Genomic DNA, 14,453 nt, shown 5'->3' on the forward strand with positions numbered 1-14,453 from the left:
GCCTATATAGCCTCGTCGCGTGAGTCGTATCACGACCGACCAACTGCGAGATGCGGTACTCGACGAGGGCTCCTTCCTCAGCTGGGACAGCCAGCCCGTTGCGATACCGGTAACCGAAGCTTATGCGCGGGAGCTGGCCACGGCCCGAAAGGCCAGCGACCGAGACGAATCGGTGCTGACCGGTGAGGGACGCGTATTCGGACGACGAGTCGCGGTGGTGGTCTGCGAATTCGACTTCCTCGGCGGCTCAATCGGCGTGGCAGCGGCGGAACGGATCACGGCGGCCGTGCAGCGCGCGACCGCCGAGCGGCTACCACTGCTGGCATCGCCGAGCTCCGGCGGCACCCGCATGCAAGAAGGCACCGTCGCGTTTCTGCAGATGGTGAAGATCGCCGCGGCTGTCCGATTGCACAAGCAAGCGCATCTGCCCTACCTCGTCTACTTGCGCAACCCGACCACCGGCGGGGTCTTCGCGTCGTGGGGCTCGCTGGGCCATGTCACCGTCGCCCAGCCGGGCGCCTTGATCGGCTTCCTCGGACCCCGGGTCTACGAATTGCTCTACGACGAACCCTTCCCGCCCGGCATCCAGACCGCCGAGAATCTGCAACGGCACGGGGTGATCGATGGCGTTGTTGCGCTTGACGGCCTAAGAGTGATGCTGGACCGAGCCCTGACGGTGATCGCCGACGATCCAGAGCCGTTGCCGCCACCCCAACCCTCCGGGCCGGTACCCGAGGTCCCGGCCTGGGACTCGGTGCTGGCCTCGCGGCGGCCGGATCGGCCCGGCGTCGGACATCTGCTGCGGCATGGCACCACCGACTTGGTGCTGCTGTCCGGCACCGGGCACGGCGAAGCGGCGACCACGCTTTTGGCGCTGGCCCGCTTCGCCGGCCAGCCCGTGGTGGTCCTCGGTCAGCAAAGGGCCGCAGGGGGCGGGGGAAGCACCGTCGGGCCCGCTGCGCTACGCGAGGCCCGGCGCGGCATGGCGCTCGCCGCCGAGCTGCGCCTGCCGCTGGTGCTGGTCATTGACGCCGCCGGCCCCGCATTATCGGCGGAAGCCGAACAGGGTGGGCTAGCCGGCCAGATTGCCCATTGCCTGGCTGAACTCGTCACACTGGATACCCCGACGGTGTCGGTGTTACTGGGCCAGGGCAGCGGCGGGCCCGCGCTGGCGATGGTGCCCGCCGACCGGGTGCTGGCCGCACTGCATGGCTGGCTGGCTCCGCTCCCCCCGGAAGGCGCCAGCGCGATCGTCTTCCGCGACACCGCGCACGCCGCTGAACTCGCTGCGGCGCAAGGCATTCGGTCCGCGGACCTGCTGACGTCCGGAATCGTCGACGTTATCGTGCCGGAATATCCCGACGCCGCCGACGAGCCGGTCGAGTTCTCCCAACGACTATCGAGTGCCGTCGCCGCCGAGGTGCATGCGTTGCGCGAGTTACCGTCCACCGACCGCCTCGCGGCTCGATTAGGCCGCTATCGCCGCATCGGTGTGCCGCGCGACACTTCACCGACGCACCCGACACGCCCGCAGAACGCGACCGAGGTTTAAGTCTCGGCGAGACCGCACGGCCGCTGACCCTGATCCCAACGCCGCGGACCCGCGTTGCGTCCTTAGCTGGCCAGCACAACGTTGAGAAGTTGGCTTAGCCAGGCGCGGGCGGCGGCATGATCGTTGTCGAGCAGGAGTTGGATGCTCACCCCGTCATACGCTGCTACGACGGCGCGGGCGGCGTCGGCGACGGTGCCGAACACCTTGGGCAACTCAACGTCGCTGCCCGCGAGACGCTCCTCGATGGCAGCTCGCAGTTGTGCGCGATGGATGGCCAGGCGTTGCGCAAGGTCGCGGTGACGGGCGGCATGCATCAGGAAATCGGTTTTGATGAGCAGCCAGTCACGGTCAAGCAGCAGGGTGGTCGCGATCCGGTCGACGGTCCCGGGCACGTCGTTGGGATCGTCGGCGCGCGCCATGGCGGTGCTGACCTGTTCGGTAATCAGGGTGGCGTGGTGATCGTAGAGGGTGAAGAACAGTTCCTCGAGACTGTCGAACTGCGAGTAGAACGCCCCGCGGGTATAGCCCGCCGCCGCGCACACCTCCTCGATGCGCACGTGCCCGAAGCCCTTGTCAGCGAACACCCGAAACGCCGCATCGAGCAGCCGGGCACGGGTTTCGGCGCGGCGTTTGGTCACCCGCGCCGGCTGGCCCGCGGCACTGGTTGGTGTTGTCATCTCCGTCACACTCCGATACGCAGAAGAATCTGATGCATTAGCGTATCAGATACGTGGACGCAGGAAGTGGCCACACCCAACTCGAGGGAGGCTGTCGCATGGACGCTGACGTCATCGTGGTCGGTGCCGGTTTGGCCGGTCTGGTCGCCACCCACGAACTGACCCGTCGCGGCAAGAGGGTGGCGCTGATCGATCAGGAAAACGAGGCCAACCTGGGTGGTCAGGCCTTCTGGTCGTTCGGCGGGATCTTCCTGGTAGACAGTCCCGAGCAGCGCCGCATGGGGATCAAAGACTCCTTCGAGTTGGCCTGGAACGACTGGTCTGGCAGTGCGGCATTCGACCGACTCGAGGACGAAGACGTCTGGGCGGCGAAATGGGCGCGCGCCTATGTCGAGTTCGCCGCCGGGGAGAAGCGCGCTTACCTGACCGAACAGGGCATTCGGTTCCTACCCACAGTGGGCTGGGGCGAGCGCGGAGATCTACGCGCCGACGGGCACGGCAACTCCGTGCCCCGCTTTCACGTTTCTTGGGGCACCGGGACCGGGGTTGTGGAGCCGTTCGTGAACTCGGCCCGCCAAAGCGCGGAACGCGACCTGGTGACGTTCCATCATCGCTACCGCGTGGACGAACTGGTCACTACCAACGGCGCGGTTACCGGGGTCAAAGGCGTCGTGCTGGCACCCGACGATGCGGTGCGCGGCGCACCGTCCAACCGCGACGAAGTCGGCCACTTCGAGCTGTCGGCGCAGGCGGTGATCATCACCACCGGCGGGATCGGCGGGAATCACGACATGGTGCGGCGCTACTGGCCGCAGCGAATGGGCACCCCACCGGCCTCGATGATCACCGGCGTGCCCGAATACGTCGACGGCCGGATGCTCGACATCGCCGCCAGCAGCGGGGTCCGGCTGGTCAACCGAGACCGAATGTGGCACTACACCGAAGGCGTCATCAACTGGGATCCGATCTGGCCCAATCACGCCATCCGGATCATTCCCGGCCCGTCGTCGATGTGGTTCGACGCCCTGGCCGCCGGCTGCCCGCGCCCTGTCTGCCCGGTTACGACACCCTAACCACCCTGCGCCATCTGCGCACCACCCCCGACATCGCGCCGCATAGCCACTCCTGGTTCATCCTGACCCAGAAGATCATCGAGAAGGAGTTCGCCCTGTCCGGCTCCGAGCAGAACCCCGACATCACCTCCAAGAGCCTGCTGGCCCTTGTGCAGGAACGGTTCCTGAACAGGAACGCCCCGGGTCCGGTCGAGGCCTTCAAGGCACGCGGCGTCGACTTCGTAGTCGCAGACAACCTCGAAGAACTCGTCCGGCAGATGAACGGCCTGACCGATGAACCGCTGCTGGACCCGGCGAGGATTCGGGCGCAGATCCAATCCCGGGACCTGCAGGTGGACAACTCCTTCTGCAAGGACGTCCAAGTCCAGGGCATCCGCAACGCGCGGGCCTCGCTGAGCGATCGGCTCGGCCGGGTCGCCGCCCCACACCGTATCCTCGATCCCGCCGCCGGACCCCTGATCGGCGTACGACTGCACATCCTGACCCGAAAGACGTTGGGCGGCATCCAAACCGACCTCGACTCCCGCGCCATCGGCGCCGGCGGCCAACCCATCCAAGGCCTGTATGCCGCCGGAGAGGTCGCCGGGTTCGGCGGCGGCGGAGTGCACGGCTACAACGCCCTGGAAGGCACCTTCCTGGGCGGCTGCATCTTCTCCGGACGTGCCGCCGGCCGCGCCGCTGCCGACGCCGTGTGAGCACAGCGGATCAGTTCACCCGGGCGCACCTCCACCCGCGAGCAGACGGCGCACGACCCGGCGGGTTACCTTCCGACTCTCATGGCCGGCAGTCAGGCAAAATAAGCGGCATGGACACTGGTGGGACCTCACCTCGGGTCTTGGTCGTCGACGACGACTCTGATGTGCTCGCCTCGCTGGAACGCGGCTTGCGGCTATCCGGATTCGAGGTAGCGACCGCGGTCGATGGTGCCGAGGCCTTACGCAGCGCCACCGAGAACAGGCCGGACGCGATCGTGCTCGACATCAACATGCCCGTGCTGGACGGCGTCAGCGTCGTCACGGCACTACGAGCGATGGACAACGATGTCCCGGTCTGCGTGCTTAGCGCGCGCAGCTCGGTCGATGACCGCGTGGCAGGCCTGGAGGCCGGTGCCGACGACTACCTGGTGAAACCGTTCGTGCTGGCCGAGCTGGTGGCACGGGTGAAGGCGCTGCTGCGCCGCCGCGGCTCCACCGCGACGTCGTCCTCGGAGACCATCACGGTGGGCCCGCTGGAAGTGGACATCCCCGGTCGGCGAGCCCGGGTCAACGGCGTCGACGTCGACCTGACCAAGCGCGAATTCGACCTGCTCGCGGTGCTCGCCGAGCACAAGACAGCGGTGCTCTCCCGCGCTCAACTCCTGGAGTTGGTGTGGGGCTACGACTTCGCCGCCGACACTAACGTCGTCGACGTATTCATCGGATACCTGCGGCGCAAGCTGGAAGCCAACGGTTGCCCCCGGCTGCTGCACACCGTCCGGGGAGTCGGATTCGTGCTGCGCATGCAGTGACAAGAATGATTGACGCCGCCATGAACATCCTGTCGCGGATCTTCGCTCGGACGCCCTCGCTGCGAACCCGGGTGGTGGTCGCGACGGCGATCGGTGCCGCGATCCCGGTGCTCATCGTCGGCACCGTCGTCTGGGTCGGGATCACCAATGACCGCAAGGAACGGCTGGACCGCCGGCTCGACGAGGCCGCGGGTTTCGCGATCCCGTTCGTGCCGCGCGGCCTGGACGAAATCCCGCGCTCACCGAACGACCAGGACGCAATCATCACGGTCCGCCGCGGCAACGTGGTCAAGTCGAATTCCGATATCACGCTGCCCAAGCTGCAAGACGACTACGCCGACACCTACGTCCGCGGGGTGCGCTATCGGGTGCGAACGGTGGAGATCCCAGGGCCAGAGCCGACGTCGGTCGCGGTGGGCGCGACCTACGACGCCACCATCGCCGAGACCAACAACCTGCACCGCCGGGTGCTGCTGATCTGTGCCTTCGCCATCGGCGCGGCCGCGGTGTTCGCGTGGCTGCTAGCCGCGTTCGCGGTGCGACCATTCAAACAACTTGCCGAACAGACCCGGTCCATCGACGCGGGCGACGAGGCACCCCGGGTGGAAGTGCACGGCGCCAGCGAAGCCATCGAGATCGCCGAGGCGATGCGAGGCATGCTGCAGCGCATCTGGAACGAGCAGAACCGAACCAAGGAAGCACTCGCTTCGGCGCGGGACTTCGCAGCGGTGTCATCCCACGAGTTGCGCACTCCGCTGACTGCGATGCGCACCAACCTCGAGGTGCTATCCACCCTGGATATGTCGGACGACCAACGCAAAGAAGTGCTCAACGACGTGATCCGCACTCAGTCGCGGATTGAAGCCACCCTGAGCGCACTGGAGCGGTTGGCCCAGGGCGAACTGTCGACATCGGACGATCACGTGCCGGTCGATATCACCGACCTGCTCGACCGCGCCGCACATGACGCGACCCGGATCTACCCCGATCTCGATGTCTCGCTGGTGCCATCGCCGACCTGCATCATCGTGGGTTTGCCGGCCGGGTTGCGGCTGGCCGTCGACAACGCCATCGCCAACGCGGTCAAACATGGCGGCGCCACCTTGGTTCAACTCTCCGCGGTCAGCTCGCGGGCCGGCGTGGAGATCGCCATCGACGACAACGGCAGCGGAGTGCCCGAAGATGAACGCACTGTGGTGTTCGAGCGGTTCTCCCGCGGGTCCACGGCCTCCCATTCGGGGTCGGGTCTCGGGTTGGCGTTGGTCGCCCAACAAGCCCACCTGCACGGCGGGACCGCATCGCTGGAAAACAGCCCACTGGGCGGCGCGCGTCTAGTGTTGCGCCTCCCCGGCCCCAGTTAACCGAGCGCCGGACGCGGTGCCTGCGGACACCAGGCCCGCAATTTCGGCCTCACCTGCGCCTTGTGCTCTTGCGCCACGGCGTGAAAAACGCCCGCGCAGCGCACTCCTCGTCCTGGAACCACACCTGCGCGACCGTAGGGTCATACGACGGATCGTCGGGAGTGTAGTAGAGCCTGGTGTCCGAGCGGCCCTTAACCAGCCACCCCTCCGGTCCGCTACCATCGGCGCCAGCACGCGCCGAGCCCGGGCCGTACGGCGCGTACGGAACCACCGGAATATGCGCCCCAAGCGCTTCTTTCGCGGCCGGGATCTGCTCCGTCGCGGACTCCTTCACGACCGCGATCTGGTCCGTTGAAGATTCCCTTGTCACCGGAATCCTTGCGGTCGCCGGCTCCTTGGACAACGGCTCGGTCTTCGGGCGCGACTTGACGGCGCGCTTCGTCGCGGTAGGCGGCCTCGACTTTGCGCCAGACCTTTGGGGCGATTTCTTCACCGGCACTTGATGTTTGACGGGCCGAACCATCAGCGCCGACGTCAATACCATCCCGAGCGCGAATGCCAGGCCCACCAGCCAGTAGTGCACGTGTTCCATCACTGTGCAGCTACCTCGGGTGCGCTAGGCGTCTGCGCAGCATCCTCATCCTCGCTGGCACGCTTGATCGCCAGGCTGACGATCACCCAGGCAACGGCCGAACCCGCCACGAACGCAAGCAGGTAGCACGACCACTGGATCATGAAATCCATGCTGGGTTCTCCTTAGCTGACCACGATCTCGACGCGGCGATTCTTGGCGCGCCCCTCGGCCGTGTCATTACTGGCGATGGGGTTGACCGAACCGAGACCCTTGGTAACGATGTGGTCGCGGGCGACGCCGCGTGTAATGAGGTAGTCGGCGACTATCTTGGCGCGCTGAGCGCTTAACGGAATATTGATACCTTCGCTGCCAATGTTGTCGGTGTAGCCGTTGATCGTCACGCGAGCATCCGGACACGCCTTTAGCTTGTCCGCTACCCGGTTCAGGATTTCATAGTCATCCGGGATCAGGCTACCCCCGTCGTTCCCAAACGCGATCGGTCCACCCGTTAGGGCATTGATGGCGGATTGCAGGTCAGCACATGGGCCACCAACTGGCGCTCCTGGCGGCGCGGGCGCCGGGATAGGGCCGGGAGCTCCGGGCGGCGGCACTTGCACCGTAACCTCAATATTGTCAACAACTTTCACGCTCGGCCAGGTGCTCATCGCAGCGCGCTCGACCGCTTGCTTGTGCTCTGGCGAAGGGGCCGTTCCGGTCAAGGTGACGGTGTCCCTCTCGACCTTGAGGCCGAAATCAGGGATCGGCACACCAGCGGTGAAAACCGGTTCTGCGCTTGAGAAATCGAGTGATTGTACAACGGGATCGACGTGAATCTGGTCGATGACGTTCACGCCCGGAGTCAGTAAGCCTTTGAGCGCCTTCATCAACGCCGCCTTGGCTCCCTCATCGGGGAAGTCGCCGATCAGGGTAATGGTGTTGCCGCTCCGACTAATTGAAAGCAGAGACAACGACAACTCAGGAGCGGCCGAGGTAGCGGTCTGTGTCAGCGTGGGCAGCACACCAGTGGGTCCGGTAACGGCCTGGGGTCGCTCGAAAGCACCGTATCCGATTGCCGCTATCAGCAACGGAATAACCACCACACCAATCAGCCACGGACGGCCCGGCGAGCCCCGGTAAAACTTGCGAGTTCGCCGCGCGTCGGTGGTCGCGGGCGGTTGGCCCAAACCCACCTTAGAAACCACTACGCCACCCCCTCGGGTCGTCGAACGCGATTCGTCCGCTGCAGGCGATATGCAGCCTACCGAGTCGGTGCCGATGGCCCGCCTCAAATCGGGCACACTGGAGCCATGAGCAACGGGCGGAAACCGACGGACAGCGAGACCCTGGCACACATCCGCGACCTGGTTGCCGAGGAGAAATCGTTGCGAGAGCAGCTACAGCACCGCAACATCACCGAGTCTGAGGAGCAGCAGCGATTGCGCCGCATCGAGATCGAACTCGACCAATGCTGGGACCTGCTCCGACAGCGCCGGGCGTTGCGCGGAACCGGCGGTGACCCGCGCGAAGCGGCGGTGCGTCCCGCCGACCAAGTCGAGGGGTACACCGGCTAGATCAGATCCGGATAGCTGCCGATACCACAATGAGCGATCGCAACGGGGATTCCGACCCCGAATTCGACCCCGAATTCGACGTTGTCATCGTTGGCGGCGGTCACAACGGCCTGGTCGCGGCCGGCTACCTGGCCCGGGCCGGCCTTCGGGTGCGGCTGCTCGAGCGGCTGGGGCGGATCGGTGGGGCCGCGGTGTCGGCGCAGGCCTTCGACGGTGTCGAGGTCGCGCTGTCGCGCTATTCGTACCTGGTCAGCTTGCTGCCGTCACGCATCGTTGCCGACCTTGGCGCTCCGCTGCGGTTGGCGCGGCGGCCATTTTCCTCGTATACCCCGCAGCCGGCTACGGCCGGGCGCTCTGGCTTGCTCATCGGGCCCACCGGCGAACCTAGCTCAGCGGGGCTCGCCGCGATCGGCGCTGCGCCGGATGCGCAGGGTTTCGCCGCGTTCTACCGGCGCTGCCGGCTGGTGACCGAACGGCTGTGGCCAACCCTGATCGAACCGCTGCGCACCCGCGAGCAGGCTCGCCGACTTGTTGTGGAATGCGGCGGCCAAGAGGCGGCGGCCGCCTGGCAGGCCATGGTCGATGAGCCGATCGGGCACGCCATCGCCGGCGCGGTGGCGAACGACCTGGTGCGCGGGGTGATCGCGACCGATGCGCTGATCGGCACCTTCGCTGGCATGCACGACCCGTCGCTGATGCAAAACATCTGCTTCTTGTATCACGTACTGGGTGGGGGCACCGGAGTTTGGCACGTCCCAGTCGGCGGCATGGGTTCGGTGACCTCGGCCCTGGCCACCGCGGCTACCGGTCATGGCGCCGAAATCGTCACCGGTGCAGACGTTTTCGCTGTTGATCCGGACGGTGCGGTGCGCTACCGCAGCGACGGTGCCGAGAACCTGATCCGGGGCCGGTTTGTCCTGGCCGGCGTCACACCGGCGGTCCTGGCCGGCCTGCTCGGCGAACCAGCCCCGGCACTGGCCCCGGGCGCACAGGTCAAGGTGAACATGGTGGTGCGCCGACTCCCCCGGTTGCGCGACGGCAGCCTCACACCGCAACAAGCATTTGCCGGGACGTTCCACGTCAATGAGACGTGGGCCCAACTGGATGCCGCGTACTCGCGGGCAACTACCGGGCAGTTGCCGGATCCCCTGCCGTGCGAGGCCTACTGCCATTCGCTGACCGACCCGAGCATCTTGTCACCCAAGCTGCGCGCTGCGGGTGCCCAGACAATGACGGTGTTCGGCCTGCACACACCGCACTCGGTGTTTGGGTCCGCCGACTCCGAAGCCGACTGCGACGCGTTGCGCCACCGGATGAGCGAGGCGGTACTGGCGTCGCTGAATTCCGTTCTGGCCGAGCCGATTCAAGATGTGCTTATGACCGACGCGCAGAGCCGGCCGTGCATCGAGACGACGACCACCCTGGACCTGGAGCGCACGCTTGCGATGACCGGCGGCAACATCTTCCACGGCGCGTTGTCCTGGCCGTTCGCTGACGACGACGATCGGCTGGACACACCGGCACGGCGGTGGGGAGTAGCCACCGCCCACGAGCGGATCATGCTGTGCGGCTCAGGTGCCCGCCGCGGCGGGGCGGTGTCGGGCATCGGCGGTCACAATGCCGCGATGGCGGTGCTGGCTTCGCTGTAGCCGACCCGCCGCGCGACCATCGCGCAATCAGCGTGCGTCGATGGTGACGTAGTCCCGCTCCGTGTAGCCGGTGTAGATCTGGCGGGGGCGGCCGATCTTGCTGTCGCCCTCGTCGTGCATCTCACGCCAGTGCGCAATCCAGCCGGGAAGCCGGCCCAACGCAAACAACACGGTAAACATCCGGGTCGGGAACCCGAGCGCACGGTAGATCAGGCCGGTGTAGAAGTCGACGTTCGGGTAGAGCTTGCGCTCGATGAAGTAGTCGTCGGTCAGCGCTGCCTCTTCGAGTTCCTTGGCGATGCCCAGCAGGGAGTCGTCGCCGCCGAGCTTGGATAGGATCTTGTCGGCCTGTTCCTTGACGATCCGCGCGCGCGGATCGTAGTTCTTGTAAACCCGGTGGCCGAAGCCCATCAATTTGACGCCGGCCTCGCGGTTCTTGACCTTTCGCACAAACTCGGCGACGTCGTCGCCGCTGTCGCGAATGCCCTCGAGCATCTCCAGGACCGCCTGATTGGCGCCGCCATGCAGCGGACCCCATAGCGCGTTGATGCCGCCCGAGATCGAGGTGAACAGGTTGGCGCGCGACGAGCCAACCAGCCGGACGGTCGACGTCGAACAGTTCTGCTCGTGGTCGGCGTGCAGGATGAACAACATGTCCAGCGCCCGCACAACCTCGGGGTCAGCCTGGTAGGGCTCGGCCGGAAAGCCGAACGTCATCCGCAGGAAGTTTTCCACCAGCGTCAGCGAGTTGTCCGGGTAGAGGAACGGCTGGCCGACCGACTTCTTGTAGGCGTAGGCGGCGATGGTGGGCAGCTTGGCCAGCAAGCGGATCGTCGAGAGCTCGACCTGATCATTGTCCATCGGGTCCAGCGCGTCTTGGTAGTAGGCCGATAACGCGTTGACGACGCTGGACAACACCGGCATCGGGTGGGCGTTGCGCGGAAAGCCGTCGAAGAATCGCTTGAGGTCCTCATGCAGCATGGTGTGGCGCTGGATCCGACCGGTGAACTGGGCCAACTGTTCGGTATCGGGCAGCTCGCCGTAGATCAGCAGGTAGCAGACCTCGATGAAGGTCGACTTCTCCGCCAGTTGCTCGATCGGATAGCCCCGATAGCGCAGAATGCCGGCGTCCCCGTCGATGTAGGTGATGGAGCTTTTGGCGGCGGCGGTATTTGCGAACCCGACGTCGAACGTGGTGTGCCCGGTCTTTGACAACAGCGGACCGAGCGCAATGCCGTCGGCGCCTTCGGTGGCGCGGACGATCTGCAGGTCGACCTCGCCTCCCGGATACCGGAGTGTTGCGGTGTCGTCGGTGTCGGCCACGAGAACCCCTTTGCGCTCTAGCTGATATGGCTGCCCCACTAGGTGCGTATATGCGTATAGCTGAAGGTAGTCGTTATCGAGATGGCGCGCCTGCCCGGGGTGGGGTGTGCGCACCCCGGCGGCAATCCGTAAGGTACGCGGCTGCGCATCCGGCTGTGTGACGACGAACGACGCCCGACAACGAATGAACGCCGGCGCGACGAGCGAGGCGTGTCAACGGCGCCCTACGGTCCTTCGATGGCTCGTCCCTAGGTCGGCTTCGCTGATGCCAACGAGCAGCTCGAGTTCGCGAGCCAGCCGATCGGTGAGGCTGCTCAGTCCAGGAACGGCACGGCGGCAACCCGTCAATCCAACGGTGATCTGGTCATTGGTGCTGCTGCAGGTGATGTTCAGCGCCGCGCCGTCGACAGGTGCCGCCTGTAGGTAGAGCGCGTCAAGGCGGGCGCCGTTCCAGTACCGCGTGCCCTGCGGACCCGGCACGTTGGAGATCATCATGTTTGGCGGGCGCAGCGGCGCGGGCGCGCGGCCCAGCGTCATCGCGAGGGCAAGCGGGGCGGCACCGAATGCGCTCATGGCCAACACCTGGTCCCGGCTTCGGCCAGCGATGGCGGCTTTGCCCTCACGCATACTTGCCTGCACCGCCGACAGACGTTCGGCGGGACTTGCCAGGTGTGTCGCCAGCGAGCACATCAAGGTTCCGACGTTGTTGCCCGGAACCTCGCCGAACACGACGCCGGCTCGGGTATCGCGCAGCGAGACCGGCACCATCGCTATCAGGGGCGCACGTGGCAACGCCCCCCGGCTGATCAGATAGCCACGCAACGCCCCGCCGCACATGGCCAGCACAACGTCATTGATGGTGGCATCCGCGTGTTCTGCAACCTGTCGCAGCCGATCGATCGGGAAGGTGCAGCCAGCGAAGGACCGGGCCCCAGCGATCGGCGCGTTCAGCGGAGTGTGTGGTGCGGCCAAAGTCAGCGGTCCACCGCGACGGCGCGCTGCCCGCCACGCCGCATCGGCCACCACCCGCGCCATGCCGGGGAGCCCTCTAGCCTCGCCCAGCACCCCTCGGGCCAACGGCAGCGGCCCCAAGCACCCGCCAGGTTCTGCGTGTTCGGACAGCTGCGCCCGCTCTGGCACCTCCCACAGGGCAGGCATCCGACGCTGATTCGGATCCGCGCTGACAGTCTCTTGCAGGAGCCGCATCGCGGAGACCCCGTCCGCAATCGCGTGGTGGATCTTGACGTAGACCGCGTACCGCCCGCCGGGTAGACCCTCGATCAGGTCCACCTGCCACAACGGGCGCGAGCGGTCCAGCATGCCGGCGTGCAGCTCAGAAACCAACTCCCACAGCTGGCCGAGGCCGGCCCCCCGCGGCAATCCGCTCAGCCGCACATGGTAGTCCAATTCCACCTCGGCCTCGGTGCGCCAATACCACTGCCCGAGCGAGGTGAGCGACCGCTGCGGACGCCGCCGCCACAACGGCGCCACCTCCTGGCGCGCCAGCGCTGCGGCGAATACCTTGCGCACGTAGCGCCCGGGGCCACTCTCGGGCGGACTCAGCACGGCCACCATTCCGTTGTGCAATGGCCGCGTCGGCGTCTCGGCCCAAAGGAACAACGCGTCGGCGGCTGCCATAGGAAGATCCATTGCGCAGAACCTTTCAGACGCAGTTAGCATCGGTTGCTTTCAAACCTGTTAATGACGTCAGCGTTCCTCCGTTGGCGCGCTGCGCTGCATTTTTTCCGCTGGGTAGCTACCAGCGGCGCGTTCAATTCGAGAACGACAAACCGCCGCGCTACGTTGCGCCGACGTCTTGCACCTTCTGATCGATGCAGACAGCGGCGATCCCACTGTGCGGCCGTCATCGACCTAGCCTTTCAAAAGGCCCAAAATCACTCTCCCACAGATGTTTACAGCGCGTTCATGCACTGCTCCGCGACTCTGCGGACCCAGTGCGTACCACCTGGTTGGCCTGGTTGACGTGGTTGCGGTAACGCACCAGCACGACGTCGGCCTCTCCCGACTCGCTGAGCTTCTCCAACGCGTACTGACGAACCGAAAACAGCAGCCGGTATCCCGGTCGGCCGCTGTTGCTTTCGGCCACAACAAAGGATTTGTCCACCAGCTGGGCGAACCGGCGGAGTGTCTGATAGCCCGCGATGTCGTCGTCACCAGCGTCCACCGCCTGGACCGCGTCCAGGTCGAACTCGCCCGCGAACACCGCCAACCGGTGCAACAGCGCCCGCTCCGGCCCGCTCAACAGCGCATGGGACCATTGGACCGTGGCGCATAGCGTCTGCTCGGGGCGCACCGCGTTGCGCGCAGCGCCGGCTAGTAACCGGAATCGGTCGTTGAGACCATCGAGGATCTCCGCCAGCGACAACGTGTCAGTTCGGGCGGCGGCAAGTTCGATCGCCAGCGGAACTCCGTCCAGGCGTCGGCAAACTTCCCCAACAGCGGCTGCGGTTTCGGTGTCAACGTCGAAATCCGACCGCACGCGGCGGGCCCGGTCAGCAAATAGTTCGATGGCATCGCCGCTCAGCGATAGCGAAGGCACCCGCCAGGTCACCTCACCGGCCACCCCGATGGCTTCGCTACTAGTCGTCAGAATCGCCAACCTCGGACAGGCACGCAACAGGGAGTCAATTATCGCTGCGCACGCGTCCAGCAAATGCTCACAATGGTCCAACACCAGCAGGACTCGAGTGTCACCGATGAACCGGATAAGCGTGTCGATCGCGGACAGTCCCGGCTGGGCAGGCAGGCCCAACGCGTTCATCAAAGAGATCGACACGGAGTCTCGGTCATTGATCGCGGCTAGGTCAAAATGCCAACGCCCATAGGCGAATTCGGGTGCGATTTGGGCGCCGATCTGCAGCGCGAGACGGGTCTTTCCCATCCCGTCCGCGCCGGTAAGTGTCACCAGCCTTTTGTCGGCGAAGAGCCGCCGCACATCGTTCATCTCGGCCGTGCGGCCGACAAAGCTCGTCAAGTGGCGGCGAGCCAAATATTGCATGGGGACGACATTCGGCGTCACCATTGGCCGGATTTCTGTCCAAACTCGCTCATTTCACTATGCCCTTCGCCCTGCTCGACCGGCCGCATACCGGCATTCCTGGGAGCGTCGCCCCGCTTGGTGGTTGTTGAGGGCCACAATCCGTTC

The 14,453-nt window shown here is 65.8% G+C and carries 12 protein-coding genes and 1 pseudogene; 6 read left to right on the forward strand and 7 right to left on the reverse strand.

The window, feature by feature from the left end:
• Nucleotides 1-19: 19 nt before the first annotated feature.
• Nucleotides 20-1,552 carry a carboxyl transferase domain-containing protein gene (locus tag AADZ55_RS19175; protein WP_085326454.1) on the forward strand — a complete coding sequence of 511 codons (1,533 nt, stop codon included), beginning with the start codon at nt 20-22 and terminating at the stop codon, nt 1,550-1,552.
• A gap of 62 nt (nt 1,553-1,614) precedes the next feature.
• On the opposite strand, the gene AADZ55_RS19180 is transcribed toward AADZ55_RS19175, so the two are convergent.
• The gene (locus tag AADZ55_RS19180; RefSeq protein ID WP_085326491.1) at nt 1,615-2,229 is read right to left on the reverse strand and encodes a TetR/AcrR family transcriptional regulator; all 615 of its coding nucleotides are present in this window, start codon (nt 2,227-2,229) and stop codon (nt 1,615-1,617) included.
• 98 nt (nt 2,230-2,327) lie between these two features.
• Here AADZ55_RS19180 and AADZ55_RS19185 point away from each other — a divergent pair.
• The 3 genes and pseudogenes from AADZ55_RS19185 (at nt 2,328) to prrB (ending at nt 6,170) form a co-directional block, all read left to right on the forward strand.
• Nucleotides 2,328-3,997: pseudogene (locus AADZ55_RS19185) on the forward strand (FAD-binding dehydrogenase).
• A gap of 101 nt (nt 3,998-4,098) precedes the next feature.
• Nucleotides 4,099-4,809, forward strand: a complete 711-nt coding sequence (gene prrA / locus AADZ55_RS19190; protein ID WP_085326492.1) for a two-component system response regulator PrrA — start codon at nt 4,099-4,101, stop codon at nt 4,807-4,809.
• Between the two features lie 20 nt (nt 4,810-4,829).
• Entirely contained in the window at nt 4,830-6,170 is a 1,341-nt protein-coding gene (gene prrB / locus AADZ55_RS19195; RefSeq protein ID WP_085326455.1) for a two-component system sensor histidine kinase PrrB, read from the forward strand.
• Nucleotides 6,171-6,219: 49 nt separating this feature from the next.
• On the opposite strand, the gene AADZ55_RS19200 is transcribed toward prrB, so the two are convergent.
• From AADZ55_RS19200 to AADZ55_RS19210, 3 genes are read right to left on the reverse strand one after another with little or no spacing between them, the layout of a single operon-like run.
• Complete coding sequence (locus AADZ55_RS19200) at nt 6,220-6,762, reverse strand: hypothetical protein (RefSeq protein ID WP_085326456.1); 543 nt, start codon at nt 6,760-6,762, stop codon at nt 6,220-6,222.
• Nucleotides 6,762-6,914, reverse strand: coding sequence for a hypothetical protein (locus tag AADZ55_RS19205; RefSeq protein ID WP_085326457.1), 153 nt, complete (start codon nt 6,912-6,914; stop codon nt 6,762-6,764). The genes AADZ55_RS19200 and AADZ55_RS19205 overlap by 1 nt, the downstream gene beginning before the upstream one ends.
• Nucleotides 6,915-6,926: 12 nt before the next feature.
• Nucleotides 6,927-7,946 carry an OmpA family protein gene (locus tag AADZ55_RS19210; RefSeq protein WP_085326458.1) on the reverse strand — a complete coding sequence of 340 codons (1,020 nt, stop codon included), beginning with the start codon at nt 7,944-7,946 and terminating at the stop codon, nt 6,927-6,929.
• 105 nt (nt 7,947-8,051) lie between these two features.
• On the opposite strand from AADZ55_RS19210, the gene AADZ55_RS19215 reads away from it, so the two are divergent.
• Both AADZ55_RS19215 and AADZ55_RS19220 read left to right on the forward strand, forming a co-directional pair.
• Nucleotides 8,052-8,315 (forward strand): DUF2630 family protein, encoded by a 264-nt coding sequence (locus AADZ55_RS19215; protein WP_085326459.1) that lies wholly within the window; start codon nt 8,052-8,054, stop codon nt 8,313-8,315.
• A 29-nt stretch (nt 8,316-8,344) separates the two neighbouring features.
• Nucleotides 8,345-9,964, forward strand: a complete 1,620-nt coding sequence (locus AADZ55_RS19220) for a phytoene desaturase family protein (protein WP_085326460.1) — start codon at nt 8,345-8,347, stop codon at nt 9,962-9,964.
• Between the two features lie 27 nt (nt 9,965-9,991).
• On the opposite strand, the gene AADZ55_RS19225 is transcribed toward AADZ55_RS19220, so the two are convergent.
• From AADZ55_RS19225 to AADZ55_RS19235, 3 genes are all read right to left on the reverse strand, one after another.
• A complete protein-coding gene (locus AADZ55_RS19225) occupies nt 9,992-11,287 on the reverse strand; it encodes a citrate synthase (RefSeq protein ID WP_085326461.1) in 1,296 nt (431 codons plus the stop codon).
• Nucleotides 11,288-11,500: 213 nt separating this feature from the next.
• The gene (locus tag AADZ55_RS19230; protein ID WP_085326462.1) at nt 11,501-12,937 is read right to left on the reverse strand and encodes a WS/DGAT/MGAT family O-acyltransferase; all 1,437 of its coding nucleotides are present in this window, start codon (nt 12,935-12,937) and stop codon (nt 11,501-11,503) included.
• A 274-nt stretch (nt 12,938-13,211) separates the two neighbouring features.
• Entirely contained in the window at nt 13,212-14,330 is a 1,119-nt protein-coding gene (locus AADZ55_RS19235) for an ATP-binding protein (RefSeq protein ID WP_423202329.1), read from the reverse strand.
• Between the last annotated feature and the right edge of the window lie 123 nt (nt 14,331-14,453).

Source organism: Mycobacterium decipiens (assembly GCF_963853665.1).
GTDB classification, from domain to species: domain Bacteria; phylum Actinomycetota; class Actinomycetes; order Mycobacteriales; family Mycobacteriaceae; genus Mycobacterium; species Mycobacterium decipiens.

Bases quoted from the DNA above. Each gene is read 5' to 3' on its own strand.
- AADZ55_RS19200 (WP_085326456.1), bottom strand. From the start codon at position 6,762: ATGGAACACGTGCACTACTGGCTGGTGGGCCTGGCATTCGCGCTCGGG.
- AADZ55_RS19220 (WP_085326460.1), top strand. From the start codon at position 8,345: ATGAGCGATCGCAACGGGGATTCCGACCCCGAATTCGACCCCGAATTC.
- AADZ55_RS19235 (WP_423202329.1), bottom strand. From the start codon at position 14,330: ATGGTGACGCCGAATGTCGTCCCCATGCAATATTTGGCTCGCCGCCAC.
- prrB (WP_085326455.1), top strand. From the start codon at position 4,830: ATGAACATCCTGTCGCGGATCTTCGCTCGGACGCCCTCGCTGCGAACC.
- AADZ55_RS19215 (WP_085326459.1), top strand. From the start codon at position 8,052: ATGAGCAACGGGCGGAAACCGACGGACAGCGAGACCCTGGCACACATC.
- AADZ55_RS19205 (WP_085326457.1), bottom strand. From the start codon at position 6,914: ATGGATTTCATGATCCAGTGGTCGTGCTACCTGCTTGCGTTCGTGGCG.
- AADZ55_RS19180 (WP_085326491.1), bottom strand. From the start codon at position 2,229: ATGACAACACCAACCAGTGCCGCGGGCCAGCCGGCGCGGGTGACCAAA.
- AADZ55_RS19230 (WP_085326462.1), bottom strand. From the start codon at position 12,937: ATGGATCTTCCTATGGCAGCCGCCGACGCGTTGTTCCTTTGGGCCGAG.